The sequence below is a fragment of the Saccharopolyspora halophila genome, from assembly GCF_039531955.1.
Classification (GTDB): Bacteria; Actinomycetota; Actinomycetes; order Mycobacteriales; family Pseudonocardiaceae; genus Saccharopolyspora; species Saccharopolyspora halophila.
The window spans coordinates 43,185-67,686 of the sequence record NZ_BAAARA010000024.1 but is presented as its reverse complement, the minus strand read 5'-3'; the positions used below and the strand labels follow the sequence as shown (position 1 = coordinate 67,686).

20 protein-coding genes are annotated in these 24,502 nt (G+C 66.3%); 16 read left to right on the top strand and 4 right to left on the bottom strand.

Features of this window, described 5'->3' with window-relative positions; translation table 11 throughout:
* Window positions 1–97 precede the first annotated feature (97 nt).
* Window positions 98–1,369, top strand: coding sequence for a PucR family transcriptional regulator (locus ABD289_RS24190; RefSeq protein ID WP_344137572.1), 1,272 nt, complete (start codon window positions 98–100; stop codon window positions 1,367–1,369).
* Window positions 1,370–1,480: 111 nt separating this feature from the next.
* Here ABD289_RS24190 and ABD289_RS24185 read toward each other — a convergent pair whose 3' ends face one another.
* Window positions 1,481–2,695 carry a PucR family transcriptional regulator gene (locus ABD289_RS24185; protein ID WP_344137569.1) on the bottom strand — a complete coding sequence of 405 codons (1,215 nt, stop codon included), beginning with the start codon at window positions 2,693–2,695 and terminating at the stop codon, window positions 1,481–1,483.
* Window positions 2,696–3,071: 376 nt separating this feature from the next.
* On the opposite strand from ABD289_RS24185, the gene ABD289_RS24180 reads away from it, so the two are divergent.
* The 5 genes from ABD289_RS24180 to ABD289_RS24160 are packed head-to-tail and all read left to right on the top strand — an operon-like array spanning window position 3,072 to window position 11,253.
* Window positions 3,072–4,328, top strand: coding sequence for an MFS transporter (locus ABD289_RS24180; RefSeq protein WP_344137566.1), 1,257 nt, complete (start codon window positions 3,072–3,074; stop codon window positions 4,326–4,328).
* 29 nt (window positions 4,329–4,357) lie between these two features.
* Complete coding sequence (locus tag ABD289_RS24175; protein WP_344137563.1) at window positions 4,358–5,875, top strand: long-chain-fatty-acid--CoA ligase; 1,518 nt, start codon at window positions 4,358–4,360, stop codon at window positions 5,873–5,875.
* 2 nt (window positions 5,876–5,877) lie between these two features.
* Window positions 5,878–7,773 (top strand): alkyl/aryl-sulfatase, encoded by a 1,896-nt coding sequence (locus ABD289_RS24170; protein ID WP_344137560.1) that lies wholly within the window; start codon window positions 5,878–5,880, stop codon window positions 7,771–7,773.
* Between the two features lie 27 nt (window positions 7,774–7,800).
* Complete coding sequence (locus tag ABD289_RS24165) at window positions 7,801–9,795, top strand: FAD-dependent oxidoreductase (protein WP_344137557.1); 1,995 nt, start codon at window positions 7,801–7,803, stop codon at window positions 9,793–9,795.
* Window positions 9,796–9,807: 12 nt separating this feature from the next.
* Entirely contained in the window at window positions 9,808–11,253 is a 1,446-nt protein-coding gene (locus ABD289_RS24160; RefSeq protein ID WP_344137554.1) for an aldehyde dehydrogenase family protein, read from the top strand.
* Window positions 11,254–11,948: 695 nt separating this feature from the next.
* Here ABD289_RS24160 and ABD289_RS24155 read toward each other — a convergent pair.
* Window positions 11,949–13,139 (bottom strand): MFS transporter, encoded by a 1,191-nt coding sequence (locus tag ABD289_RS24155; RefSeq protein WP_344137551.1) that lies wholly within the window; start codon window positions 13,137–13,139, stop codon window positions 11,949–11,951.
* A gap of 35 nt (window positions 13,140–13,174) precedes the next feature.
* Complete coding sequence (gene hisN, locus ABD289_RS24150) at window positions 13,175–13,957, bottom strand: histidinol-phosphatase (protein WP_344137548.1); 783 nt, start codon at window positions 13,955–13,957, stop codon at window positions 13,175–13,177.
* A 288-nt stretch (window positions 13,958–14,245) separates the two neighbouring features.
* Here hisN and ABD289_RS24145 point away from each other — a divergent pair, with 288 nt between their 5' ends.
* From ABD289_RS24145 to ABD289_RS24110, 8 genes are read left to right on the top strand one after another with little or no spacing between them, the layout of a single operon-like run.
* The gene (locus ABD289_RS24145; RefSeq protein ID WP_344137545.1) at window positions 14,246–15,499 is read left to right on the top strand and encodes an aminotransferase class III-fold pyridoxal phosphate-dependent enzyme; all 1,254 of its coding nucleotides are present in this window, start codon (window positions 14,246–14,248) and stop codon (window positions 15,497–15,499) included.
* The gene (locus ABD289_RS24140) at window positions 15,496–16,509 is read left to right on the top strand and encodes a Gfo/Idh/MocA family protein (RefSeq protein WP_344137542.1); all 1,014 of its coding nucleotides are present in this window, start codon (window positions 15,496–15,498) and stop codon (window positions 16,507–16,509) included. Before ABD289_RS24145 ends, ABD289_RS24140 begins: the two co-directional genes overlap by 4 nt.
* An 18-nt stretch (window positions 16,510–16,527) precedes the next feature.
* Window positions 16,528–17,040, top strand: coding sequence for an NUDIX domain-containing protein (locus tag ABD289_RS24135; protein WP_344137539.1), 513 nt, complete (start codon window positions 16,528–16,530; stop codon window positions 17,038–17,040).
* A gap of 39 nt (window positions 17,041–17,079) precedes the next feature.
* Window positions 17,080–17,841, top strand: coding sequence for a TylF/MycF/NovP-related O-methyltransferase (locus ABD289_RS24130; RefSeq protein ID WP_344137536.1), 762 nt, complete (start codon window positions 17,080–17,082; stop codon window positions 17,839–17,841).
* Window positions 17,838–18,269: a hypothetical protein gene (locus ABD289_RS24125; RefSeq protein ID WP_344137533.1), complete on the top strand. Its 432-nt coding sequence runs from the start codon at window positions 17,838–17,840 to the stop codon at window positions 18,267–18,269. The genes ABD289_RS24130 and ABD289_RS24125 overlap by 4 nt, the downstream gene beginning before the upstream one ends.
* Window positions 18,244–18,993: a phosphoribosylaminoimidazolesuccinocarboxamide synthase gene (locus ABD289_RS24120; protein WP_344137530.1), complete on the top strand. Its 750-nt coding sequence runs from the start codon at window positions 18,244–18,246 to the stop codon at window positions 18,991–18,993. The genes ABD289_RS24125 and ABD289_RS24120 overlap by 26 nt, the downstream gene beginning before the upstream one ends.
* Entirely contained in the window at window positions 18,990–19,697 is a 708-nt protein-coding gene (locus ABD289_RS24115; protein ID WP_344137527.1) for an SDR family oxidoreductase, read from the top strand. Before ABD289_RS24120 ends, ABD289_RS24115 begins: the two co-directional genes overlap by 4 nt.
* Window positions 19,698–19,738: 41 nt before the next feature.
* Window positions 19,739–20,554, top strand: coding sequence for an HAD family hydrolase (locus ABD289_RS24110; protein ID WP_344137525.1), 816 nt, complete (start codon window positions 19,739–19,741; stop codon window positions 20,552–20,554).
* 592 nt (window positions 20,555–21,146) lie between these two features.
* Here ABD289_RS24110 and ABD289_RS24105 read toward each other — a convergent pair.
* A complete protein-coding gene (locus tag ABD289_RS24105; RefSeq protein ID WP_344137523.1) occupies window positions 21,147–23,048 on the bottom strand; it encodes an alkyl/aryl-sulfatase in 1,902 nt (633 codons plus the stop codon).
* Between the two features lie 202 nt (window positions 23,049–23,250).
* Between ABD289_RS24105 and ABD289_RS24100 the strand changes: the two genes are divergently transcribed.
* Together ABD289_RS24100 and ABD289_RS24095 are read left to right on the top strand one after the other, a co-directional pair.
* Window positions 23,251–23,478 (top strand): LapA family protein, encoded by a 228-nt coding sequence (locus ABD289_RS24100; protein ID WP_344137520.1) that lies wholly within the window; start codon window positions 23,251–23,253, stop codon window positions 23,476–23,478.
* Window positions 23,479–23,953: 475 nt separating this feature from the next.
* Entirely contained in the window at window positions 23,954–24,451 is a 498-nt protein-coding gene (locus ABD289_RS24095; protein ID WP_344137517.1) for a DUF1269 domain-containing protein, read from the top strand.
* Window positions 24,452–24,502 lie beyond the last annotated feature (51 nt).

Genomic DNA, 24,502 nt, shown 5'->3' with positions numbered 1-24,502 from the left:
GGCCCCAGCATCAGATATGGCTCTGGTCACATTCTTGGCTTGCGCGTCAACCTTGGACGAGTGCATTGTGCAGCGGTACAAAAACCGAGGTGAGGACATGCGCAACGACGCGAAATCGACTGTCGCCGAATGGATCGAGAGCTTCAGCAAGCGCGTCCAGCTGCCGGAAGAGCTGGAGCACCTGGTCACGATCGTCGACAACGAGGTGCTGGCGGAGGTCCCCGAGTACGCCGCTGATGAAGAACTCCGCCGGGACCTGCACGCCAGCACCCGTGCTCACTGGCGGTCGTTCCTCAGCGTGATCAACCGCGAGCGGTTCGAGGTGCACACCCCACCCGAGGCCTACGACCTCGCGCGCACCGTCGCCCGCCGGGGAATCGATCTGGCGGCCTTGCTCAAGACCTACCGCGTCGCCCAGCGCGCCGTGTGGACTCACATCACCCGCACGCTCGACGAGGAAGTCGCCGATGCCGACCTGCGCGCAGCCGTGCTGGTGCAGTTTTGGGAGCGGGTAAGCCGGTGGCTGGACGCGACCGTCGAATCCCTGGTCGGCACCTACACCGAGGAGCGCGAGCAGTGGCAGCGGGGTGCGCTCGCACGCCGCGCCGAAACCGTGCATGCCGTTCTGCGCGGTGACCTGTTCGACCTGGACACCGCTTCGCAGGAGCTCGGCTTGTCGCTGCGCCGGCACCACACCGCGATGGTGCTGTGGGCCGACGACACGGTTCCCGAAGTGGATGTCGTGCGCGCGCTCGAAGGGTCGGCTACCGAGCTGGCCAAGGCGCTCGGCGCGCCGCGGCCGCTGACCATGGCCAGTGGCGCCCGCGGTCTGTGGTGCTGGGCGGCGACCGCTGGGGTGCCGGACGCTGCAGCTCGTGTCACCGCAACGTTGTGGCCAGGCGTTCGGGCGGCTGTTGGCATCAGCGCGGCGGGCGTGGGCGGTTTCCGCAGCAGCCATCGCGAGGCGCTGGCTGCCCAATCCGTCGCGATCACGGCTGCGCAGGACCGGGTCATCACCCGCTATGCCGAGGTCGAACTGGCCTGCTTGGCGGCTGGTGTCGGTGGCCAAGCCGCGATGCGAGCCATGGTCGAACGCGAACTCGGGCCGCTCGCGGCCACCGACGACGCCACCACCCGGCTGCGCGAAACCCTGCACGAGTTCCTCGCCAACGCGGCCGATGCCCATCGCACCGGCAAGGCGCTCGGGGTGCACCGGAACACCGTCCGCTACCGCGTTCGGCAGGCCGAGCAGTTGCGCGGCCACCCGATCGACCGCCGCCGCGCGCACCTCGAACTCGCCCTGCACTGCCACCACGTCTTCGGCGTCAACGCACTGGCCGACGGTGACGAGGCAGTCCCCGGGCAGTGACGCCGATCCTCTTCCCGAGGGGAGTCGTCGATGTGCACGCGCGGCTGTTGAAGAGGAGAGAGTCATCGCGCTCGCAGCCGCGGCTGCGAGCGCAGCCCTGCCCGCTCGGAGTCACGACGTGTACCGGGCTTTTCGCACCTTGAGTGCCGCACCTATTTTCATGACGGACTCGACTTTGTTGGGGTCCATCGCCAGCAGCTCCGCGATCCGGTTGAGCCGATTGTTCACGGTGTTGGGGTGGACGTGCAGTGCACGTGCGGTCGGGCCTCGGTCGAGGTCGTGCGCGTAGTAGCGCTCGAGCGTTTCGACCAGCTCGGGGAATGGCTCGAGCGGCGTGAGCAGCGCCAGCAGGTGTTCGGTGGCGGCCGTGTGCCGGGTGAGGTGGTAGTCCAGTGAGATGTCCGAGATCCGGTAGATCCCGGGCGGACGTTCTTCTGCGGTGACGAGCTTCAGCATTTCCTGGGCGAGCTCGCTGGCGTGGGGCAGGGATGGGCATGGGGCGTGGTCGACGAGCGCACCCGTGACCTGGACATGCGCCTCTGCGGTGATCTTGGTGACGAGGTCGCTCGCGTCGCTGTAGGCGTCCGCGCCGACGTGCGGCAGCAGCATCTGACCTCCGTCCGCTTCGAGCAGCGCCAGGATCGGGAAGCGGGAGTGCTGCCCGAGCACTCGGTTGACCCGACGCAGCTTGCGTCGCTCGGCGACGGCGCGTCCGGTGGTGTCGCCGGTTCGCTCATCGGTGGCCGTACCGAACGAGACAACCAGCACGGCATAGGATTCCGCGAGCCGGATGCCGAACCGCTCGGCCTCGCCGCTGCCGTCCTGACCGTTCACCAACAGCCGGGCGAGCACGTGGTTGGCCCCGCGCTCCTCGCTGGCGATCGCCGCCTGCTCGTCCTGGTAGGCGTCCGTCACCGTGCGGATCATCTTCTCGTGCAGGCGGAAGTACGCCAGGGCGATGTGCCTGAATCCTTCCGCGTCTTCTGGGCCCGCGGCGTCGGCGCACGCCTCGAGGAACACGTGGGCGCCCTGGAACCAGTTGTGCAGCACCAGTGACAGGGGGACTCCGTCCTCGGCTCGCTGGGCACCGCGCTCCTGAGCCCCCCGCAGGTCGGTGTCCCGCAGCGGCTGGCCGTCGCGCAGGACGCGGATGGTGAGCGCGATGTAGCGCCGTGCGGTCTCCGGCACCTCGCTCTTCCGGATGGCGGTGGGGAGGTTCTGCAGTGCGGGATCGACCGTCGCGGCGCGGGCGATGGTGGAGATCCGGTTCTGCACCCGGTCGAGGATCCGGTGGGCGGACGGCGGGGTGGAGTCGGTGTTGGTCATCGGCGGTCCTCGATCGGCGATCGCGTGGCGTTGTGCTGGCACACAATCAACTTCCCATCGACTGTGCACATTCTTCATTGAGAGGACCATCGCGCCGCCTTACGGTGGTGTCAAGCACAGGTTGTGGCGCAAGGCACAGGACCCGACCCATGCCGGTCGATGGTTCCGCGATGCGCGGTCCCCGGGCGATCGCCGATCCGATCACCGGACGAGGCCGGCACGACAGCACGGCCTGCCATCTCTGACCCGAATTCTCATGCTCGCCGATGTACGGCGTCCGAGTCAGGAGTTTCAGATGTTCCGCAACGGATCGACGGAGCAGGTGGCTGAACCGGCCACATCGAGCGGATCAGGTTCCCGGCGACGAGCGTGGACGGTGACCGTTCTGCTCGTCGTCTTCATGGTCATCAACTTCGGCGACAAGGCCGTGCTGGGGCTGGCTGCGGGTTCTTTGCAGCGTGAGTTCGGGATCTCCCCCGAGCAGTACGGGGTGATCGCGAGTGGTTTCTTCCTGCTGTTCAGCCTTTCGGCCCTCGCGGTGGGCTTCCTGGTGGACCGGATCGCGACCAAGCCCGTGCTGCTGGGCTTGGCGGTGATCTGGTCGCTGACCTTGCTGCCGGTGCTCGGTACCGCGGGCTTCGTCGTCATTCTCGTGTCCCGGATCGTGTTGGGTGCTGCCGAGGGGCCGGCGTTCGGCGTGGCCAACCACGCCATGCAGAAGTGGTTCCCCGATGCCGAACGCAACGTGCCCGCCGCGCTGCTGAGCCTCGGCCCGTCGTTGGGTGTGATCATCACTGCGCCCACGCTCACCTGGCTCATGATCCACTTCGGCTGGCGGTCGATGTTCGTCGCCCTCATCGCGGTCGGCGTGCTGTGGGCGATCCTGTGGGCAGCGTTGGGCAAGGAAGGCCCGCTCGGAGCCGAGACCGCTCGGCCGAACGCGGACGAGACGTCGCCGACGCCCGAGACGACCGTGTCGACCCTGCGGGTGCTGGCGACGGGCACGTGGATCGGCAGTGCGCTGGCGGTGTTCGCCGCGTACTGGTCGCTGTCTCTGCTGATCGCCTGGCTGCCCCCGTACCTCACCACCGGAGCCGGGTACTCCGAGTCCGAAACCGGTCTGCTGACGACCTTGCCGTGGGTCGTGGGGGCTCTTGCCGTGCTCGTGCAGGGGTCGGTCAGCCAGCGGCTCATGCGGCGCGGGGTGTCCGGGCGGTGGGCGCGCGGCGGCCTGGGCGGCGCGGTCATGGTCGCGTCGGGGGTGTGCACGTGGGCCTTCGTCCAGGTGCCCGCCGGTCCCCTGAAGCTGGCTCTGATGGCTCTGGGCCTGGGCATATCCGGCGTGATCTTCACGGTCGCCACGACCGCGTGCGGGCAGGTGTCCCCTGCGCGGCGCCGCGGAGCGGTGCTCGGCGCCTTCGTCGCGGTGTACTCGCTGGCGGGAATGGTCGGACCGCTGGTCGCTGGTCGGCTCGTCGGCGCCGCGGGCGCGGTTCCGGCGAACGGCTACGAAGCGACCTTCACGCTGACCGCCGCAATCGTGGTCGTCGGCGGAGTGGCCGCCGCGGTGCTGATCAGACCGGAACGCGACGCGGCCCGGCTCCACGCCCGCGCCGCCGGCAGGACTCGCTGATCGCTCTCACACCTCCGAGGAGAAAACCGATGTTGAACCTTGCTGCCCTGCTCGAGGACAGCGCCCGCGAGATGCCCGATCGCGCAGCGATCATCAGCGGTGACACGCGAATGACCTACGCCCAGCTCGACACCGCGGCGAACCAGGTCGCCAACCTGCTGGTCTCCCGCGGCGTGCGACGTGGTGATCACGTCGCGCTGCGGTGCCCGAACACCACCGAGTTCCCGATCGTCCACTTCGGAGCGTTGAAGGCCGGTTGCGCGGTCGTACCGCTCAACGTGCTGTTCAAGCGAGCGGAGATCGCCTACCACCTGCATGACTCGGACGCCAAGGTGCTGTTCGCCAGCGGGCAAGCCGGATCGGACGAGGCGGACGCGGCTTTCTCCGAAGTGGACGGGTGCGAGCACCTGTTCGTCGTCGAGGACCTCGCCGAACTGCTGGCGGATCAGCCGGAGACCTTCGACTGCGCCGCGACCGCGCCGGAGGACACCGCGGTGATCCTCTACACCAGTGGCACGACCGGACGACCGAAGGGCGCCGAGCTCACGCACTCGAACCTCGTCCACAACGCGCAGGTGACGGCGGGCATGTTCGGCCCGCACGAGCACGACGTGCACCTCATCGCGCTGCCGCTGTTCCACGTGTTCGGCCTGACCTGCCAGCTCCACACGGGAATGCTCACGCGCGCCACCGTCGTGCTGCAGGCGAGGTTCGACGCCGGTGAGGCCTTCGAACTGATGCAGCGCGAGCGGGTGACCGTTTTCTCCGGGGTCCCGACCATGTACTGGGCGCTGCTCGGTCACGAGGACTCCACGGGCGCGCTCGACTTCGGTGCCATCGCCCGGTCGTTGCGGGTGGCCACCTCGGGTGGTTCCGCGCTGCCGGTCGAGGTGCTGCGCCGGTTCGCCGATCGGTTCGGCGTGCAGGTCCTGGAAGGCTACGGGTTGTCCGAGACCAGTCCGGTCACGACTTTCAACCGGGTCGACCGACAGGCGAAACCGGGCACCGTCGGCTTGCCGGTCTGGGGTGTGCAGGTCAAAGTCGTCGACAACGAGTGGAACGAAGTGCCCGACGGCGAACGGGGCGAGATCGTGATCCGCGGGCACAACGTGATGAAGGGCTACTACGGACGCCCAGAAGCCACTGCGGAGGTGCTGCGGAACGGGTGGTTCCGCACCGGCGACATCGGCTTCCGCGACTCCGACGGCTACTTCTCCGTGGTCGACCGCGCCAAGGAAATGATCATCCGGGGCGGTTACAACGTCTACCCGAGGGAACTCGAGGAAGTCCTGATGACCCACCCCGCGATCAGCCTGGTCGCGGTGGTCGGGGTGCCGCACCCCACCCACGGCGAGGAGATCAAAGCCTTCGTCGTGCCCGAGGCCCGATTTTCGACGAGCGAGGCGGAGCTCGTCGAGTGGTGCCAGGCGAACATGGCGGCGTACAAGTATCCGCGCCTGGTCGAGCTGAGACATGCCCTCCCCATGTCCGCTACCGGAAAGATCCTCAAGCGCGAGTTGGCCGCTGCGGCTGCGGAAAGGAACTGACCATGCCTGCGACATCCAAGCCCGCCTCCGCGATCACCGCGGCGGCCAACCGCGCCGACCTCTCCCGGCTGCCGTTCGCCGACGACCCGAGCCAGGACGATGCGCGCCGCGGGTTCATCGCGACCCTGGACCCACCGGTGATCACCGGCGCCGACGGGCGGGTCGTGTGGGATTTGCGGAAGTACGACTTCTTGGACGGCGAAGCAGCCGGCACGGTCAACCCGAGTCTGCGGCGCATGGCGCGCCTCAACCTCAACCACGGGCTGTTCCGCGTGATCGATGGGATCTACCAGGTTCGCGGCTTCGACCTCTCCAACATGACGGTCATCGAAGGCGAGACCGGGTACGTCGTGGTCGATCCGCTGCTGACTGCGGAAGCGGCCGCCGCAGCGATGGGCCTGGTGCGCGAGCACCTCGGCGAGAAACCGATCACCGCGGTGGTGATCACCCACAGCCACTCCGATCACTTCGGCGGGATCAAGGGAATCGTTTCCGCCGACGAGGTCGCATCCGGCGTCGTGCGCGTCGTCGCACCGACTGGCTTCCTCGAGCACGCGATCAGCGAGAACGTCTACGCGGGCATCGCGATGTCACGTCGTGCCCAGTACATGTACGGCGTCGGAATCCCGCCCGGTCCGCTCGGCCAGGTCTCCACCGGACTCGGAGTCAGCCTGTCCAACGGGACGACAACGCTGCTCGCACCGACCGACCTGATCGCCGAATCCGGCACGGAGCTCGTGCTCGACGGGGTGCGCTTCGCGTTCCAGTACACCCCAGGTGCCGAGGCACCCGCGGAGATGAACTTCCACCTGCCTGACCTGCGCGCCCTATGCATGGCCGAGAACGTCTCGCACACCATGCACAACCTGTACACGTTGCGGGGCGCCGAGATTCGCGACGCGGCCGCGTGGAGCGACTACATCCACGAAGCGCTCGAGCTGTTCGGCGACGAGAGCGACGTGATGTTCATCGGCCACCACTGGCCGGTGTGGGGCAGGGAGAACATCGAGGAGTTCCTCGCGCAGCAGCGGGACCTGTACCGCTACATTCACGACGAGACGCTGCGCCTGGCCGCGCACGGCCACACCATGGTCGAGATCGCCGAACGAGTCGAACTGCCCGAGAACGTGGCCACGTTCTGGGCGAATCGCGGTTACTACGGGGCGCTCAACCACAACGTCAAGGCGGTCTATCAGAAGTACCTGGGTTGGTTCGACGGCAACCCGGCGAACCTGCACCCGCACGGGCCTGTCGAGGCGGGCGAGCGGTACGTGGAGTTCATGGGTGGCTCGGAGGCGGTGCTGGAGAAGGCGCGGCGTTCGTTCGACGACGGCGACTACCGCTGGGTGGCTCAGGTGGTCAACCACGTGGTGTTCGCCGAGCCCGACAACCGGGCCGCCCGCGAGCTCCAGGCGGACGCGCTCGAACAGCTCGGATATCAAGCCGAATCCGCGCCGTGGCGCAACTTCTACCTCACCGGCGCGCTCGAACTGCGCACCGGTGCGCTGAAGCTGCCGACGACGTCGGTCACCGCGGACGTCCTCGGTGCCATGACCACCGACATGCTGCTGAGCTACCTCGCGATCCGACTCAACGGGCCGAAGGCCGCCCACCGGGACCTGCGTCTCCTGTTCGAGGTGATCGACACCGATGAGATGCGCTTCGTGCACGTCGCCAACGGTGTGCTGGTGCGCAGTTCCCGCGCGCCGGCAGACGGCTACGACGCGACGGTGCGGCTGGAGAGGACGGTCCTGGCCGCGCTCGCACTGGGAGCGCGCGATCCCGCGGACGCCGAGAACGCGGACGACATGACCATCGACGGCGAGAGCCAGGCCGTGCACGAGCTCTTCGATCTGTGCGACCGGTTCCGGCCGGATTTTCCCATCGTCACCCCTTGAACACCTGATCAACGGAAAGGAGGAGCCGTGGCTGCTCTGAGCACCACTCAACGCGACGTGCTTCGCGCTCTCGTGGATACCGCGGTCCCGTCGATGGATGTCGAGGAGGATCCGCACGCGTTCTGGTCGACCGCAGGATCGTCCGTCGGTGCCGACGAAGCCCTGGCAGAGTTCCTGACGACCTTGTCCGAGAGCGACCAGGAGGGCATCGCCCAGCTGCTCGACGGATTGGCGATGTTGAGCTTCCAGCACCAGGGCAGGGCCACCCGCGAGGGCATGCTCGCCGCGGCGAGCGCACTGTCCCAAGAAGCTCTCGTCGCGCTGTCGACCTTGCGCGGTGTTTCCTGCATGTTCGCCCACTCCCTTCCCGACGAGCAGGGACGCAACCCCTTCTGGGCGCAGTACGGCTACCCCGGCCCGCAGATCACGCCACCGCAGGACCCGCCGCACATCACCCCGCACGTGCCCACCGAAGGCGAGATGCTGGAAGCCGATGTCGTCGTCGTGGGGTCCGGCGCCGGTGGCGGCACCATCGCGGGAATGCTGGCCTCGCAGGGCAAGCGGGTGGTGGTTCTGGAACGAGGTCACGCGAGCAGCGAACGGGACTACCGGCAACTGGAGCTCGAAGCGGGCAAGGCGATGATGTACCGCGGGGGACTCACCGTGTCCGCGGACGGCAACGTCGGATTGCTGGCCGGCGCCACTCTGGGCGGCGGAACAACCATCAACTGGCACAACTGCGTCAAGCCCAGTCAGGAAGTGCGGCGCGAGTGGGCGCAGGACCACGGACTCGACGGGCTCGACACCGAGGAATTCAACCGCCACCTCGACGAGGTCTTGTCACGCTTGGGCGCCAACGATCGTTGCAGCGACTTCAACGGTCCGCACCAGCGCATGGTCGAAGGGGCGCGAGCTCTCGGTTGGTCGGTGCACACCGCGGTCCGCAACGTCGACGAAGCGAGCTACGACCCGATCGCGGCCGGCTACACGCAGTTCGGCGACCCGAGCGGCAGCAAGCGCGGAACGGTCAACACCTACCTGCGCGACGCGTACGACCACGGCGCTGTGATCGTCACCGACACCCGCGCCGACCGGATCTGCGTCGACAACGGCCGCACGACCGGGGTGGTCGCGACCCACACAGACCCGCGAACCGGCCGGGCGAGCTCACTGGAGGTGCGGTCCGCGGACGTGGTCGTCGCCTGCGGCGCGCTCGAGAGTCCCGCACTGCTCCTTCGATCGGGGATCGGTGGACCCGCGGTCGGGCACCACCTCTACCTGCACCCGAGCGCGGGGATCTTCGGCGTGTACCCAGAGGACCAGAAGGCGTGGTGGGGGCCGCCGCAGGCCGCGGTCATGGACGAGTTCCGCGACCTGGGCGACGGGTACGGGCTCCTCGTCGAGGGCTCGCACTTCTACACCGGCGTTTTCGCCTTCCAGCTCGCGCGCCGCGACGGCACGTCGGCGAAGGAGGCGATGAGCAAGCTCGGGCGCATGTCCGACCTCCTGTTCATCCTCCGCGAGCACGCCGGAGGGCGGGTCACCATCGACGAGAGCGGCGAGGCGGTGCACACCTACGCCCTGACCGATGCCCGGGATGTCGCGGCCTACCACGAAGGTTTGCGCGTGTTGGCGGAGCTGCACCTGGCCGCAGGAGCCGAAGAGTTGTGGTTCGGCACCACCACCAGGGTGTACCGGCGCGGCGAAGACCTCGATGAATGGCTGGCCGAGCTCAGAACGCGCCCGATTGGGGCCGGTGGGCTGTTCATGGGAAGCGCGCACCAGATGGGCACGGCTCGCATGGGCACCGACCCGAACACGTCGGTCGCGAAGCCGACCGGCGAGCTGCACGACGTCGCGGGCGTGTGGATCGGCGACACCAGCGCGTTCCCGACGCCCTCGGGAGCCAACCCGATGCTGACCTGCATGGCTCTCGCGCACCGCACGGCCGAACACCTCAGCGCGCAGGACACCGGCTCTCCGGCCTGGGCCGAGCGTCACGACTCAGCGATCTCGATCTGAGGGAGAACCCCAGTGTCCCCATCCGAACCTCAGCACAACCACGACCGGATCTACGTCGACGGTGCTTGGGTCGACTCAACCGGTGACCAGCTACTTCCTGTCACCAATCCGTTCACCGAAGAGGTCATCGGCGCGGTGCCGGAAGGCACGCCCGACGACGTCGACCGTGCGGCCCGGGCGGCTGAGCGCGCCCTGGCCGAATGGGCCTCGACCCCGCTCGACGACCGGATCAAGGCGTGCACCCGCATCGCGGAGGGCCTCAAGGCGCGGACGGCTGAGATCGCGCTCGCGGCCTCCCGAGAAATGGGCGCGCCATGGGAGCTGGCCGTCATGGTCCAGGCCGGTCTGCCGATCATCGATTTCGCCTCGATGGCCGATGTCGCAGACCAGGTCGAGTGGGAGCGCCAGGCCGGCAATGCTCTCATCACGCGACAGCCCGCGGGTGTTGTCGGCGCGATCACCCCGTGGAACTACCCGTTGCACCAGATCGCGGCCAAGGTCGCTCCGGCCCTGGTCGCCGGATGCACCATCGTGCTCAAGCCGTCCGAACTCGTTCCCGGCGTCGCCTACCTTCTCGCCGAGATCATCGACTCCGCGGGGATGCCACCTGGCGTGTTCAACCTCGTCACCGGTACCGGACCGGTCGTGGGCGAGGCCATCGTCGAGCACGAGTCCGTCGACCTGGTCTCGTTCACCGGTTCCACGCGAGCTGGGCGGCGAGTCGCGGAACTGGCGGCTGCCGCTCCGAAGCGCACCGCGCTGGAGCTCGGCGGCAAGTCGGCCAGCGTCCTGCTCGACGACTTGTCCGCGGGGGAACTGCGAACGGCTGTGGCCGGCTCGTTGGAGGGGTGCCTCATCAACTCCGGTCAGACCTGCAGCGCCACCACCCGCCTTCTCGTCCCGCGGCACCGCCTGGCCGAGGTCGAGGGGATCCTCGAGATCGCCGCGCGATCCGCTGCGCCGGGCGATCCGATGGACCCCACGACCCGGCAAGGCCCGCTGGTCAGCAAAGTGCAGCAGGAACGGGTGCGCGCTTACATCCAGGGCGCCCTGCAGGAGGGTGCCAAGCTGGTGACCGGTGGCGTGCATCAGCCCGACGGCTTGCCTCGCGGCTTCTTCGTGCGACCAACCGTGCTCGTCGCTGAGGCCGGGACCACGATCGAGCAGGAGGAGGTCTTCGGGCCGGTCCTGACCGTGGTGCCCTACGACGACGGCGATGAGGAAGCGCTGCGCGTGGCCAACGGCACGCCGTACGGACTTTCCGGTGCTGTGTGGGCCGGTGATCACGATCGCGCGGTCGCGTTCGCCAGGAAGATGCGCACCGGTCAGGTCTCGATCAACGGCGGTTCCTTCAACCCCACCGCCCCGTTCGGTGGGTTCGGCCGGAGCGGTTACGGCCGCGAACTCGGCCGGCTCGGCATCGAGGAGTTCACCAATCCGACCTCGCTTCAGCTGTGATGGTGCTCCGAACCGCATCCAGCGCGGTCACTGCGCGTTCCGTTGACTAAGGCGATATTTCAGTTCGGCCTTGCGTGGCGGTGCGGGTGGGAGAACCTGACGCGCGTGTGGCTGCGGGATCCGCTCCTTGAGCAGCCGTCCTACGCGGCGTCGCGGCTGTCCTCGCCACACGACGCGTCAGAACCCGCGGCGGCGCGAGTTGAGTCCCGCACCGCATGCGGCTCCGCCGCACACTACTGCAAGGACCCCTAAGACGATGTGGATTCAGGTCGTCAACCGCACGGTGGTCTGGTCGGGTGGTCGTTGACCACCCGACCAGGCTTGAGGCGTTGCCGGATCGACGCGCCGATTCGAGATGGATGGCGGTGATGCCGCAGGCGGTGGGCGGCAGCGATGACCGCGCACTACGCATACCGCAACTGGGCAGATCGGGCGAGGTTTGCCGAACGCCTGCCCTGTCTCGGCCGCATCTTCGTGGTCGACAGCGCCGAGCCTGCCAGCTAGCAGACTCGAGGTGTTCATTCGAACTCCGCGTCAAGGTCGGTAGTTCGCCGACTACGGTGTCCATCCGTCCTGAGCCCGAAGAATCCCGTATCCAGGGGTTGGAGGAGGTCAACGCGAAGGAGGGAGACGTGAAGCGCTTCGAAGGGCACACCCTTCTTCGGAGCTTTCACCGGCCGAGGTCAGTCGCAGAATTAGCGGTCGTGCGCCAGGCCCGGCGCGCTATTGGACCGCACCGTGAAGGAGATGATGAGTCCTGCGGTGGCCGCAGCCAGGGGTAGGGCGAAGACCGTTGTGAGCCCGGCGCTTTGCACCGCACCGCTGGTCGCCGAACCGAGCGAGTTTCCGATGAGGGTGATCGTGACGACCCAGGCGAACGCTTCGGTCTTCGTCCCTTCGGGGGCCACTTCGCCGATGATCACGAAGCCGCATGCCAGCACGGGTGATAGGAACAACCCCGCGATGCCCATAAGCACGATCATCACGGGCAGAGATGGCTGCGTCAGCAGAGGCAGATAACCGCACGCCAGACCGGTGAAAAGCACCGGCAACTGCGCTTGAGGTTTGAGGGACCATGTGCGGGAGCCGTATACGAGCCCTCCGATGAGTGCACCCGCGGCGTGCGCTCCCAGCAGCAGCCCCGACATGTTTTCCGAGTTCGTGTGCGCTTCGGCGACCATCACGGTGGCGAGGCTGAAGACCCCGAGAGCGAAACCGACCCCGCCGAGACTGAGCAGGGTCTTGCACAACTCGACCGAGCGCAGTGGGCCGATCCAGGAACGAGTCTCGGGAAAGCTGGGTTGCCACTGCCGAACCGGACGGGCTCGTACGAACAGCAGCGTGCCGGCAAGGGTGACACCGCCTACGCACCACAGCGCCACAGCGGGCGAAGTTGCTGCCGCGATCGTTACGACTAGAAGGGGACCGACGACGTACACGATCTGCTGCATCGACGCATCGAGCGAGTAGGCTGCGGCCACCAGCCTCTGCTGGCCGAGCAGTTTCTCCCACAGACTCCGCAGGCAAGGTTCAAGCGGTGGCGTCAACGCTCCGGCGAGGACGACGGCGCTGGCTGAGAGGGCGGGGGAGGCCGATCCCAGGGCAAGAACAATGAAGCCAGCTGCGGAGCCGAACGCTGATGCGATCAACACCCGAGCCTGGCCGTGCTTGTCCACGAGGCGTCCCAGGAGCGGCCCGCCGATGGCGGTGGCGATGGCGAAGAGGCCCACGAGCAGGCCGATCTGCGCATACGGCAGCCGCTCGCTGCGTAGGAACAAGGCGATGGACAACGGACCCATCCCGTTCTGGAGCCGTCCGAGAAGGTTCGTCACAAGCAGATACTTCGCGTAGCTCTGCGCGAAGCAGTCGCGGTAGGGATGACCCATGAGGTTCCTTCGGTATGCCGTTGTATGGACGCCGTTTACCGTGCGAGCAGTGCCAGTGCTGATTGGTGGAGCAGGGTGTTCGATGACAGGGCGTTGCCCCCTTCGATCGTGTCGGCGCCGGTCAGGTCCGTGAACCGACCGCCCGCTTCCTCGACGAGGATCTTCAAGGGGGCGACGTCCCAGGCATTGACGATGGGGTCTGCGGCGAGATCGAGAGCGCCCTCGGCGACCAAGCAGTGCGACCAAAAGTCGCCGTAGGCACGGTCTTCCCAACACGCGTCCACGAGAGCGAGATAGGCCTCCCGATCATGAAACTCGGGCCAGGTTCCCAGGTGCGAGCTTGACACGATGGCGTCGTCCAACTGTGCCACCGCCGATACCGACATCCGGCTGACGAGACCGTCCTGGCCGCGGACGTAGGCGCCGTGCCCACGTCCCGCCCACCACCGCCGGCCGAGTGCGGGCGCGCTCACCGCACCGGCCACCGGCTTGCCGTCGTCGAGCAGCGCGATGAGGGTCGCCCATACTGGTAGCCCGCGCAGGAACGCCTTCGTTCCGTCGATGGGGTCGATCACCCAGGTTCGGTGTTGGGTGATGGACCCGCCACCTTCTTCGCCAACGACTGTGTCGTCGGGGTGTTCCCGCGCCAGAATCCCTCGTACTTCGTTCTCGACGGCGATGTCGGCGTCGCTGACCGGAGTTCGGTCAGGCTTTCGCTCGACACGAAGGTCGGACCTGCCCACGCGCGCGGTCGTGATCGCATCCGCCGTGTCGGCCAATAGTGATACGAGTTTCATATCGAAGGAGTCAACAGCCATGGCTCCTGACGCTGCCATATTCGACGCGGAGCGTCATCCGTAATCGGGTAGAAAGGGCCACATTCACAGCGGGGTCCGCCGTTCTCGGTTTTCCCAAGGGCAGGCTGTGAACAGCCTTGATTACTAAGAGCAATTCCGCTGGGTGGAGTTGCCACCCGATCGGAGGTTGGTCCTCCGGTTGATGATCCCTAGCTTTGTTAGTGCGCGACTGGGGTCTGGGTGGCAAGTTTCCGAATGTGCGCGGAGTGGCCGCGATTAATGAGGAGAAGTGTGTCTTCATCAGGAAACATGAAGGAAAATCGAACTATTCATTCGAAGATCACCAAGAAGTTCAAGACGGAGGATGGTCAGATTGTCTTCCAGCGTGGCCAGGGTGGGGAGGTGCAGGCTAGCGATGGGACGACGTATCTCGACTTTGTCATGGGGTACGGACCTGTCATCCTCGGGCACGGCACGGAATCTTTCACGCAGTCGGTAGCCAAGTCGCTGCTCAATGGCGTGATGATGCCTGGTTACACCTCCTTTCACGAGGAATACCTCGATCGCCTGCTGATCGGCCAGCCTGATAGGCGCGGTGCCTTTTTTAAGACTGCCTCCGAGGCCGTTACTGCTGCCCTTCGTCTCGCAGCGATCGAGACGGGCAGGCGTGGTGTCATTCGCTGCGGATTCATCGGATGGCACGATGCGCAGATCGCGGACTCGCTGAAATGGCATGATCCACTAGCTTCGCCGCTGCGATATAAGCAGAAATACACCGCGAACATGCGCGGTGTGGGCGACAAGGAGCCGGCCTTGAATTGGCACGATCTGTCGCTGGAGACGCTAGAGGAACTCATCGGCGCCCACAGGTCGACAGTCGGATGCCTGGTCATCGACGCCTACCAGGCGTCGATGACCACCCCGGAGCTGATGCGCAGTGCTGTCGATCTTGCCCGCGACGCGGGTGTTCTCACGGTCTTCGACGAAACGAAAACCGGAGGGCGGATCTCCCGCCTGGGGTATGCGGCTGACCACGGTATCGACGCGGACCTCATCGTCATCGGCAAAGCGTTGGCCAACGGTGCACCGTTGAGCATGCTCGTCGGCTCTACCGAGCATCTGGCGACCGCTGAGAAATCCAGGCTCAGCGGAACGTTTTCCAAGGAGATGCTGGCCGTGTACGCCGCCCTGGCCACGCTCGACGACCTCGAAACCCCGCGCGCTGACTATGCCGATGGCTGGGCCGAGCTGGGTGTGATCGGCACCCGGGTGGCGTCATCCATCGCGGCCGCGGCGGAACAAACTGGCGCAGCACCACTCGTGTCGGCTCAGCCGGTGATGGGCGGTGCGATGTTCGAACTGACTTACGCCGAACAGTTGCTGGGCGACCGTACGAGGCGTGACGCCTTGCTGGACTCGTTCACCGACGCCGGCATCCTGCTGCTCGAAGGGCACCCGTCCTTCGTGTGCAGCGCTCACCGCGACACCGACTGGGACGAGCTCACCCGGCGTTCGGCAAAGGCATTCACTCAGTGGTTGACGACAGGAGCGGTGGAGAGATGACGCACCCACTACGACTGGCCTTGATCGGCTGTGGGAAGCAGATGCAGAAGAACCTGCTGCCGTTCCTGCAGCGCGCCTCTCGAGACCATCGACCGGTCGTCTGCGTCGACCCCGACATCGAACAGGCGGACCGCGTACGGGCCTTGAGCGGTGCCCCGGCCACCGCTACGAGCATCGAGGACCTCGACGCGGACAAGGTTGATGCGGCGATCGTTGCCGTGCCTCCCCAGCCCTCAGCCGAGATCGCTGAACAGCTCCTGAGGCAGGGGATCCACTGCTTCGTCGAGAAGCCCGCGGGGCCGTCAACCCCCAGCCTGCACCGGTTGTCCGAGATCGCCGACAAAACATCCGATGTGCACCTGCAAGTCGGGTTCAATTTCCGGTACGCGGCGGCGTTGCGTCAGCTGCACGATGTCACGGTCTCCACGCGCGAACACCCCTGTTGGCTGCAGATCGAATTCCTCAGTCGGCATCCCTCCGCGCCGCAGTGGGGTGTGGAAACCACGGTCGAGTCGTGGATAAGGCAGAACGGGGTGCATGCCTTTGACCTCGCCCAATGGTTCAACACAAGCCCGGTTCAACGGGTCGATGGGCACCGCTTGCCGACCACTGAACCGGATCGATTCCTGGCAGTGATCGGACTGCACCACGCGGATGGTTCACATTCTATGTTGCGCGTGGGTAATCAGACGCAGCGTTTTCACGTCAGCGCCGCAGTCCACGCCAGCGACGGCAGTGTCTATTCCGCGCCATCGTTGGAGAGCGTGGTGCTTTCCCGTGACGCCGGGATGCCGGCCGGGACGCAGCTGTTCGGGCAAAAGCCCCTCGACCATGGTTGGGAGCGAAGCGGGTTCGGTCCCGAGCTCGAAGCGTTCATGGCAACGTGCCTCGACCGGAGTTCGCCGCGGTTCCCGGGGATCATCGATGCGCTCGCCGGTTCGCAGCTGTGCGATCAAGCGCTCAGCGAGCTCACGCCGTCATCGGACACCACGGTCACCTCAGTGGCCTGAACTGGGATCGGTGAAGACATGACCGAGTTCGCCCGGGGGCACGGTCCGAGACCAGCTCTGTCCGAGCAGGACCGAGATCCAGAGCTGCAGTACGTTGTCGGCGCGGTGATCCTCGATGGAGCGGGGCGGGCGTACGTCCAGCAGCGCAGTTGGCAGGTGCGACACTTCCCAGGGTGCTGGGACATCGTCGGCGGACACGTTGATCCCGGAGAGTCCCTCTACGGGGCGCTCACGCGGGAGATCCGGGAGGAAACCGGCTGGGAGCTGACGCGGGTTCACCGGGTTGCGTCGGTTTTCGACTGGTGCGGCAACGATGGCATCGCACGCCGCGAGATCGACACCGTGGCGGAAGTATCTGGAGATCTGGGCCGCCCGGCCCTGGAGAGGGACAAGTTCATCCACTGGACTTGGGCCGACGCAAACGCACTGCAAAAATTGATAGAATCAAGCACCTTTGAAGAGTCGACGATGCTTCGGTTGTGTCTGGATATTGTTGGTCCGCCCCAGAAAATGAGGCACAAAGTCCGCTAATCTTCACGTTGGCACACGGTTCCGCTGAGGAGAGCGTCCATGCGATCGACCACGGAGTCCGCGAAGGAAACGCAGCCTGCGGGAATTGGTACCGAGTCACCGGACTACCTCGAGGACCCGATTCGTGGTCAACGGATCTACGACGATGCGTTTCGGCGAGTCTTTGAGTTCCTGTACTCGAACCACATCACCGGTGACATCCTCGAATTTGGTACTTACAAGGGCTTCAGCGCGGCGCTGCTGGCGCGGCTGCTCATCGACTTCGAGAACCGCCCTCGCTTCCAGGTCGTCCCGTCGCGGAAGCTGTGGTGTTTCGACTCCTTCGAAGCATTTCCGGCGAGCCCTTCGGCTATCGATCAGAGAAGCTACGAGGTGACCTGCACAGGGACCTGGGCACCAGGGGCCGGAGCTCCGCCGCCCGGAACCGCGACGGCAGTGCGCGAAATGCTCACCGAGATGCTCGGTTCTGATGGCGTGGATGTGATCACGGGCTTCTATGAGCAGACATTGCCAAGCTCTTTGCCCTCGGAACCCGTAGCCCTCATTCACCTCGATTGCGATCTGTACGCCTCGAGCCGGTACGCACTGGAGGCGGTGCTGAACACCTGCGAGGTAGCAGAGGGGTGTGTGCTGCTGTGCGACGACTACAACTGCAACCGCGCCGACGACGGATTCGGGCAACGCCGAGCGGTCCGCGAAGTCATCGACGACAGCCCCGAGTTCGCCCGGGATGATTTCTTCTCCTACGGGTGGAACGCCCGCGCATTCATCCTGCACCAGCGTGAAGCTGAGCAGAGGTGACCGTGTTGCTTGCCTCGGCGCGAGTGCGGCACACCTGGGAGGTGCAAGCACCGGCGGGCGGGATCACCGAGTTCAGTTTCGTCGCTCGCGGGTGCCTGGAGCTCGGTGCTGCTGGCGCGGTGCACGGCCTCGACGTCTTCGTGCTGCCCCGCGCGTTGGCGAGGCGCATCCCGAGCTGCGGTTCTCCTGCCAGGCACCGATCTTCTCGGGTGGTGAAGCTGGGCATCCCCGTACTCGACATCGATCAGTGCTGGTTGTGGCTACCCCTGCGGCAAGAGCCCGGCCTGGTTTGCATCTCGGGTCCGGCCGAGGTGGCCGCTCACGTCGACGACGAAAAACTGCTGTCCCTCGACGTCCAGATCCGCCCCGAGGGGGACGAAACCGACAATGAGGAAGGCGAGCATGGCCAAACCCCACCAACAGGCTGACGATTTCGACCGGCTGACACCGCACGCACTGGCCGAGCTTCTTCAACACCCACCTGACGTTGAAGGACGCAGTAAGAGGCTTTGGAAAGTCGAGGGCTCTCAATGCGTCACCGAACTCGTGCCAAGCCTGCGCAGCTACACCTACGAACGCGACGAGTTCGTGGACGGTACCGCTGAGCTGCGCTTGGACTTCTACGAAACCGTGGTCGACTGGGTCGAAGCGGCCGGGGTGCGCACGGCGTTCGTGCGGCGCCTGGACAAGCTTCGCTACCTGGCCGAATACCAACCCGCGGCACCGTTCGAGGTCATCGTCAAGAACGTGGCCAACGGGTCCACGACGAGAAAGTACCCGGGCCTGTTCGGGGAAGGACACCGGTTTTCGCGCCCGGTGGTGAAATTCGATTATCGCACCGACCCTGAAGATCAGCCGATCGGCGAAGACTACCTCTATGAACTCGGTGTAGCCGTGGCCGAGCTCAAAGACATCGCGTTACGTTGTAACGCGGTACTCGCCGAGCGCCTAGCTCCACTCGACCTCTGGGACTTCTGTCTGGTCATTGGCGAGGACGCGCGCGGCTACTCGGTCATCTCGGAGATCTCACCCGACTGCATGCGCCTGAAGGGCCCCGACGGGCGCTCGTGGGATAAAGACCTGTTCCGACATGGCGCGAAGGGCACCGAGATCCGGCAAGCTTGGCAACAACTGATCGAGCGCATCTCATGACCGGGCCGTGCGACGACAAGCCAGTCGTGGTCGTTACCGGCGCGAACCGCGGCGTGGGCCAGGCCATTGCGACGAGAATCGCTGACGCCGGCTACACCGTGGTCGCTCTGAGCAGACAGCCGTGCCCGGACGTTCGGGTAAGGCACGTCGCGTGCCATCTCGACGACCGCGCCAGCGTCGAGAAGGCCTGCTCAGCACTGCTGGAGGAGTGCGACCGTATCGATGCCGTTGTCGCCAACTCAGCAGTCCGCAGCCTAGGGCAGGTGGCCGAGCTCGCACCGCAGGACTGGGACGAAGCGGTGGAAGTCAATCTGAGCTCAACGTTCACCCTCATCCAACGGACCCTTCCCTTGCTGCGCCGCTGTGCGGGCCGGATCGCTGTCGTCGGTAGTCATGCAGGGAGCCACTACTTCGAAGGCGGCGCGGCTTACTGCGCAACGAAGGCCGCGCTCAAGGCACTGGTCGAGGTGCTACTGCTCGAAGAACGGCCTCGAGGCGTGCGTACGACGCTGCTCAACCCCGGGGGCATCGCCAACCTGCCCGGGGACAACTCGGCAACGAAGCTGACCGTCCAGTCTGTTGCCGAGGCCGTGCTGTGGGTCCTGCAAAGCCCGCAGGATCTCGTGGTCGGCGAACTCGAGATCCGCCCCTCCAAGCTGCCGGACATGCCCGTGACCGGGTTCGACCGGCTCAAGGCCGTATGAGCCGGCGGCACGCTTCTCCGGCTCCCGACGAGATCTCCGGCGTGGATCTCGTCGGGATCGATCTCGACGGCACCGCGCTCAACGGCCAGCGCCAGATGACTGCAACGACGAGGGCGGCCATCAGTCTGGCTACCCACTCCGGTGTCTGCGTCATCGCCATAACCGGCCGTCCGGTTCGGGAATGCCGTGAGCTCGCCCGCCTATTCAGCCTCGACATCGACTTTGTTGGCTCCAACGGCGCAGCGGTCTGGGACGCCCGCACCGGCGCCGTGCGGCGTCGCTGTGGCTTCACCTCTGCCGACACCTATCAACTCGTGTCCAAGCTGCGGCGCTGCAGTAACGAGATTCGCCTCGGCATTGTCGGTGACGACGTATGCGCACTTGACATGGGTTTTCCCGAGGATCTGGCCCGCGCTTGGCACGTCGAGCCAGCAGGTTGCGTGGAGGAAGCCGTCATCGACCTTCAAACACCCGACCCGGTTCAGAAGGTGGTGGCCTGGCACCCCTGTGGACGCGACCACGCGATCAGCCTCATCAGACAAGCCGACCCGTCAGCTGAGCTGTCTTTTTCCGGATCGGACTTCGTCGAACTCACTGCCCCTGGTGTGCACAAGGGCTCAGCTCTTCGAGCCGTAGCCGCGGAGAACGGCGGATGCGACCTTGGTCGATGTGCTGCGATCGGAGACATGCCCAACGACATTCCGATGCTGCAGGCCGCTGGCGTGTCCCTGGCGATGGGCAACGCCCATCCCTCGGTTTTCGCCCACGCCCTTTACGTGCTGCCCACTCATGACAGCGACGGTGTCGCCGCCGCCCTGGTCGCCATCGCTCGGGGCAAGGAGAACGGTGATCGCTAGTGTGGCGCGGTGCTACGAGCCCGCCCTCCCGACTGGCGAAAAGATCCGTTGGTTTGTCGGATAATGGCAGTTCATCGGGCCTTTTCAGTTGGGCCACATCACCAAGTTCAGCGACTGTTGAATCGCTGCTGGGGATCAATTCGGGACCAGTACTGTCATCGCGGGTCAAGTAGGCCCGAGAGCGCGTTGCCCGCCTCGATGATCGACTGGTGGTCGGGATGCCGGTAGGGCTGGGTGGTGGCGATGTTGCCGTGGCAAGCAACGTTCCGCAGGACGTGAAGTGGAACGCCGGCGTCCGCAATCCACGTCAGGCCCGTGTGGGCGGAGGTCGTGTCGCCTCAGGTGTTCGAAAACCGAGTGCTTGAACGACGTCATTCCCGGACGTCGCCGAAGGGGACGCTCCTCTGCCGTCGTTCAGGGCGGTGCCGATGGGTTTCCACGGCGCTTGGTTTCGCGCGACGTATTCCGCGGGCCGCAACCGCCTTCGCCGTCAGAAGTCCCCTTCCGCAGCGCCCCGATCGTACGTGCGGAAACCATCCCATAGTTTGCCAAAAGGCTGCGGGAAGGAGGGTTCCGCGTGCGGTCCGCGCCGTCAGGGGGTGACGATGTCGAAGTTCGGGTCGGGTTCGCCGAGGTAGCCGAAGAGCGCGGTGAGTCGAGCGGCGTCACCGGTGAGCTGGGCGCGGCCCCGGTCGGCCAGCTCCGTGGCGGTCGTGGTGCCGAGGAGGACTTCTCGCAGGTCGGATTCGGTGAGCGAGATCTCGACGTCTGGTTTCCCTGCGGCCGGACCGGTGCCGGTGACGTGGGTGAGGACGCCGTTGCGGAGTCGCTGGGTGTGGGGGCGCTCGTCCTGGACGTTCCAGCGGACGGTGATGTCGGCGTCCCAGCTGCGCGGCCCGTCTACCCGGATCGCGAGGGCATCGAAGAGCTGATCGAGGGTCAGGGCGCTGAGCACGTCCGGTGAGGTCGTCACCGTGGGGGTGCCGACGGAGCCGTGGCGCAGTTCGTGGGCGCCCATGAGGTAGAAGTTGCGCCACGGCCCGTTTTCGCAGCCATAGCCGAGCTGCTCCAGGGCATCGGCCTGCAAGGCGCGCGCTGGTGCGTGGTCGGGTTGGGCGAACAGGACGTGGTTGACGACCTGCGCGACCCAGCGGAAGTCGCCCTCCTCGTAGGATGCGCGGGCGCGGCGGACGACTTCGTCGGCTCCGCCCATGAACTCGACGTAGCGCGCGGCGGCTTCGACGGGTGGGTGTTCCCAGAGGTGCGCGGGGTTTCCGTCGAACCAGCCCAGGTACTTCTGGTAGATGGCCTTGGTGTTGTGGCTGACGGAGCCGTAGTACCCGTGGGTGTGCCAGGCGCGCTCCAGGGCTGGTGGCATCGCGATCTGCTCGGCGATCTCCAACGGGGTCATGCCCCGGTTGAGCATCCGCAGCGTTTGGTCGTGCAGGTAGGCGTAGAGGTCGCGCTGCTCGCTCAGGTACGCGACGACGCGCTCCCGTCCCCAGACCGGCCAGTGGTGCGAGGCGAACGCGACTTCGGAGCTGTCGCCGAACAGATCGACCGCTTCGGTGAGGTAGTCCGCCCACGCGTGCGGATCGCGCACTTCCGCTCCCCGCAGGGTCAGCAGGTTGTGCAGGTTGTGCGTGGCGTTCTCCGCCATGCAAAGCGCGGCGTGGTCCGGGAAGTGGATGTTGAGCTCGGCCGGTGCCTCCGTGCCCGGGGTGAGCTGGAAGACCATCCTGATCCCGTCCACGGTCTCGGACTGGCCGGTGGCGGTGATGTCGACTGTCGGTGGGACCAGACCGACCCCGCCCGTCGAGGTCGTCGGGCCAAGCCCGGCGCCGATCTGGCCCCGCGGTCCCTTGGCCAGGGCGGCGCCGTACATGTAGGCGGCGCGGCGGGCCATGGCGGTACCGGCGTAGATGTTCTCGCTGACGGCATGCGCCAGGAAGCCCTGCGGGGCGAGTACGGGAACTCCGGATGCGAGATCATCATCGGTGATGACACCGCGCACCCCGCCGAAGTGATCGGCGTGGCTGTGCGTGTAGAGCACACCTGTGACGGGGCGGTTGCCGCGGTGGCTGCGGTAGAGCTCGAGGGCCGCGGTGGCGGTCTCGGCCGACAGCAACGGGTCGATGACGAAGACACCGCGGTCGCCCTCGACCAAGGTCATGTTGGACAGGTCGAAACCGCGGACCTGGTAGATACCCGCCGTGACCTCGAACAGGCCGTGCTCCGCGCACAACCTGCTCTGCCGCCAGAGGCTGGGGTTGGCCGTGTCCGGGCAGTCCTCGGCGAGGAACCCGTAGGCCTCGAGATCCCACACGACCGCACCGTCCCCTGCCCGGATGACCGGATCGCGGGCCGTGCCCATGAAACCGCGGCGGGCGTCGTCGAGATCGCGCGTGTCGTCGAAGGGAAAGAGCTCGCCCACGGCCGCGTTGTGCGCGGCGATTCCCGGTCGCGCCGGGTTGGGGCCGGAATTCGGGGACAATCGCGACCTCCTCGCAGGCGGAATCGTCGAACGACGGTTCGTGAACGACTGCCATCGTTACCGGTCGCATCGAAGCGCGCCACCCGGCGAGGCTCTCGGGGAGCGGTGAGCCCGGGGAGGAGCCACCATCGTTGGTGGGGACCGCTCGCGAACACCAGCGGTGCGCAGCGGTGCGGCCCCGCGTGATGAGGAGGTCGTGGCGATGGAAAGCTCCCCAGCGCTGCAGCGCATCGGCAACGTGCCCGCACGTGTCTGGCTCGGCCTCGTCCTGCTGGTGGTCGCGCTCGTGTTCATCCTGCAGAACCGCGCGAGCACGCGGATCGAGGTCTTCACCCTCTCGATCTCGGCCCCGCTGTGGTTGATCCTGGTGATCGCGGTCGCCGTCGGGGTTCTGATCGGGATCCTGCTGCCGGGGCGACGGACGCGGTAGCCGCGCGGCGCGCATCACCCGGATGTCGCGGGCACCTGGTGGGAGCTGCCGAACTCGAGCGACCTCCGCACCGGGATGGTATCGAGGCCGACCGCGTCGAGCGCTCGGCGCGAGGATCTCAGCTCGGGGCCGGGAGCTGGAGTAACCGACCTCGACGATCTGCGTCGTCCGGGTCTCCCAGAACGGGTTTCGACGACGTGGCGGCACGGTGCTGGAATCCCCGCTGTCCGGCCGGGTCAGTCCTCGTCAGTCGGTCCGCACCGGTCGGCCGCAGCGCCGACCGGTGCGCGGCGAGTACATCCCGCGACGGCCGCCACCGCCCCATGGTGGCCACGACAGGGTGAACGTTGCGAGCAACATGCCTGGGCGCTCGGACGATGGGCCGAGCTCGACCTGCGGGAGCGTCCGCGCTAACTAAGCTTTGAGCTGCCCGTCCTCATCTGTTCGACCCGATACCGGTATGGGGAGTCCCGCAATGGCCACGATGACCGTCTGGAAGTTGGACAGCGCGACCGGAGCCGAGGAAGCGTCGAAGACGCTGCAAGAGCTGCAGAAGGAACAGCTGATCACGATCTACGACGCTGCAACGGTGTCCTGGTCCGCGTCGGCATCCAAACCGAAGACCAAGCAGCTGCACCACCTGGCGGCCGGCGGCGCGTTCGGGGGCGGGTTTTGGGGTCTGCTCTTCGGGATGATCTTCTTCGTCCCGCTGCTCGGAGCAGCCATCGGAGCGGCGACCGGAGCGGTGGCCGGATCGCTCTCGGACGTCGGCATCGACGACGACTTCATCCGCAAGACCCAGGACAAGGTCGTTCCGGGTACCTCGGCGTTGTTCCTGCTGACCTCCGACGCGGTGCTGGACCGCATCGAGGAGCGCTTCGCGGGCAGCCACTTCGAACTGATCCACACGAACCCGTCGAACGAGCAGGAGAAGGCGCTGCGCGACGTCTTCGAGGACAGCCAAGCCGGTTGAGGCCAGCGGCGGGACCGACCAGACCGGGTCCGCTTCCCGCCGAAACGCGAA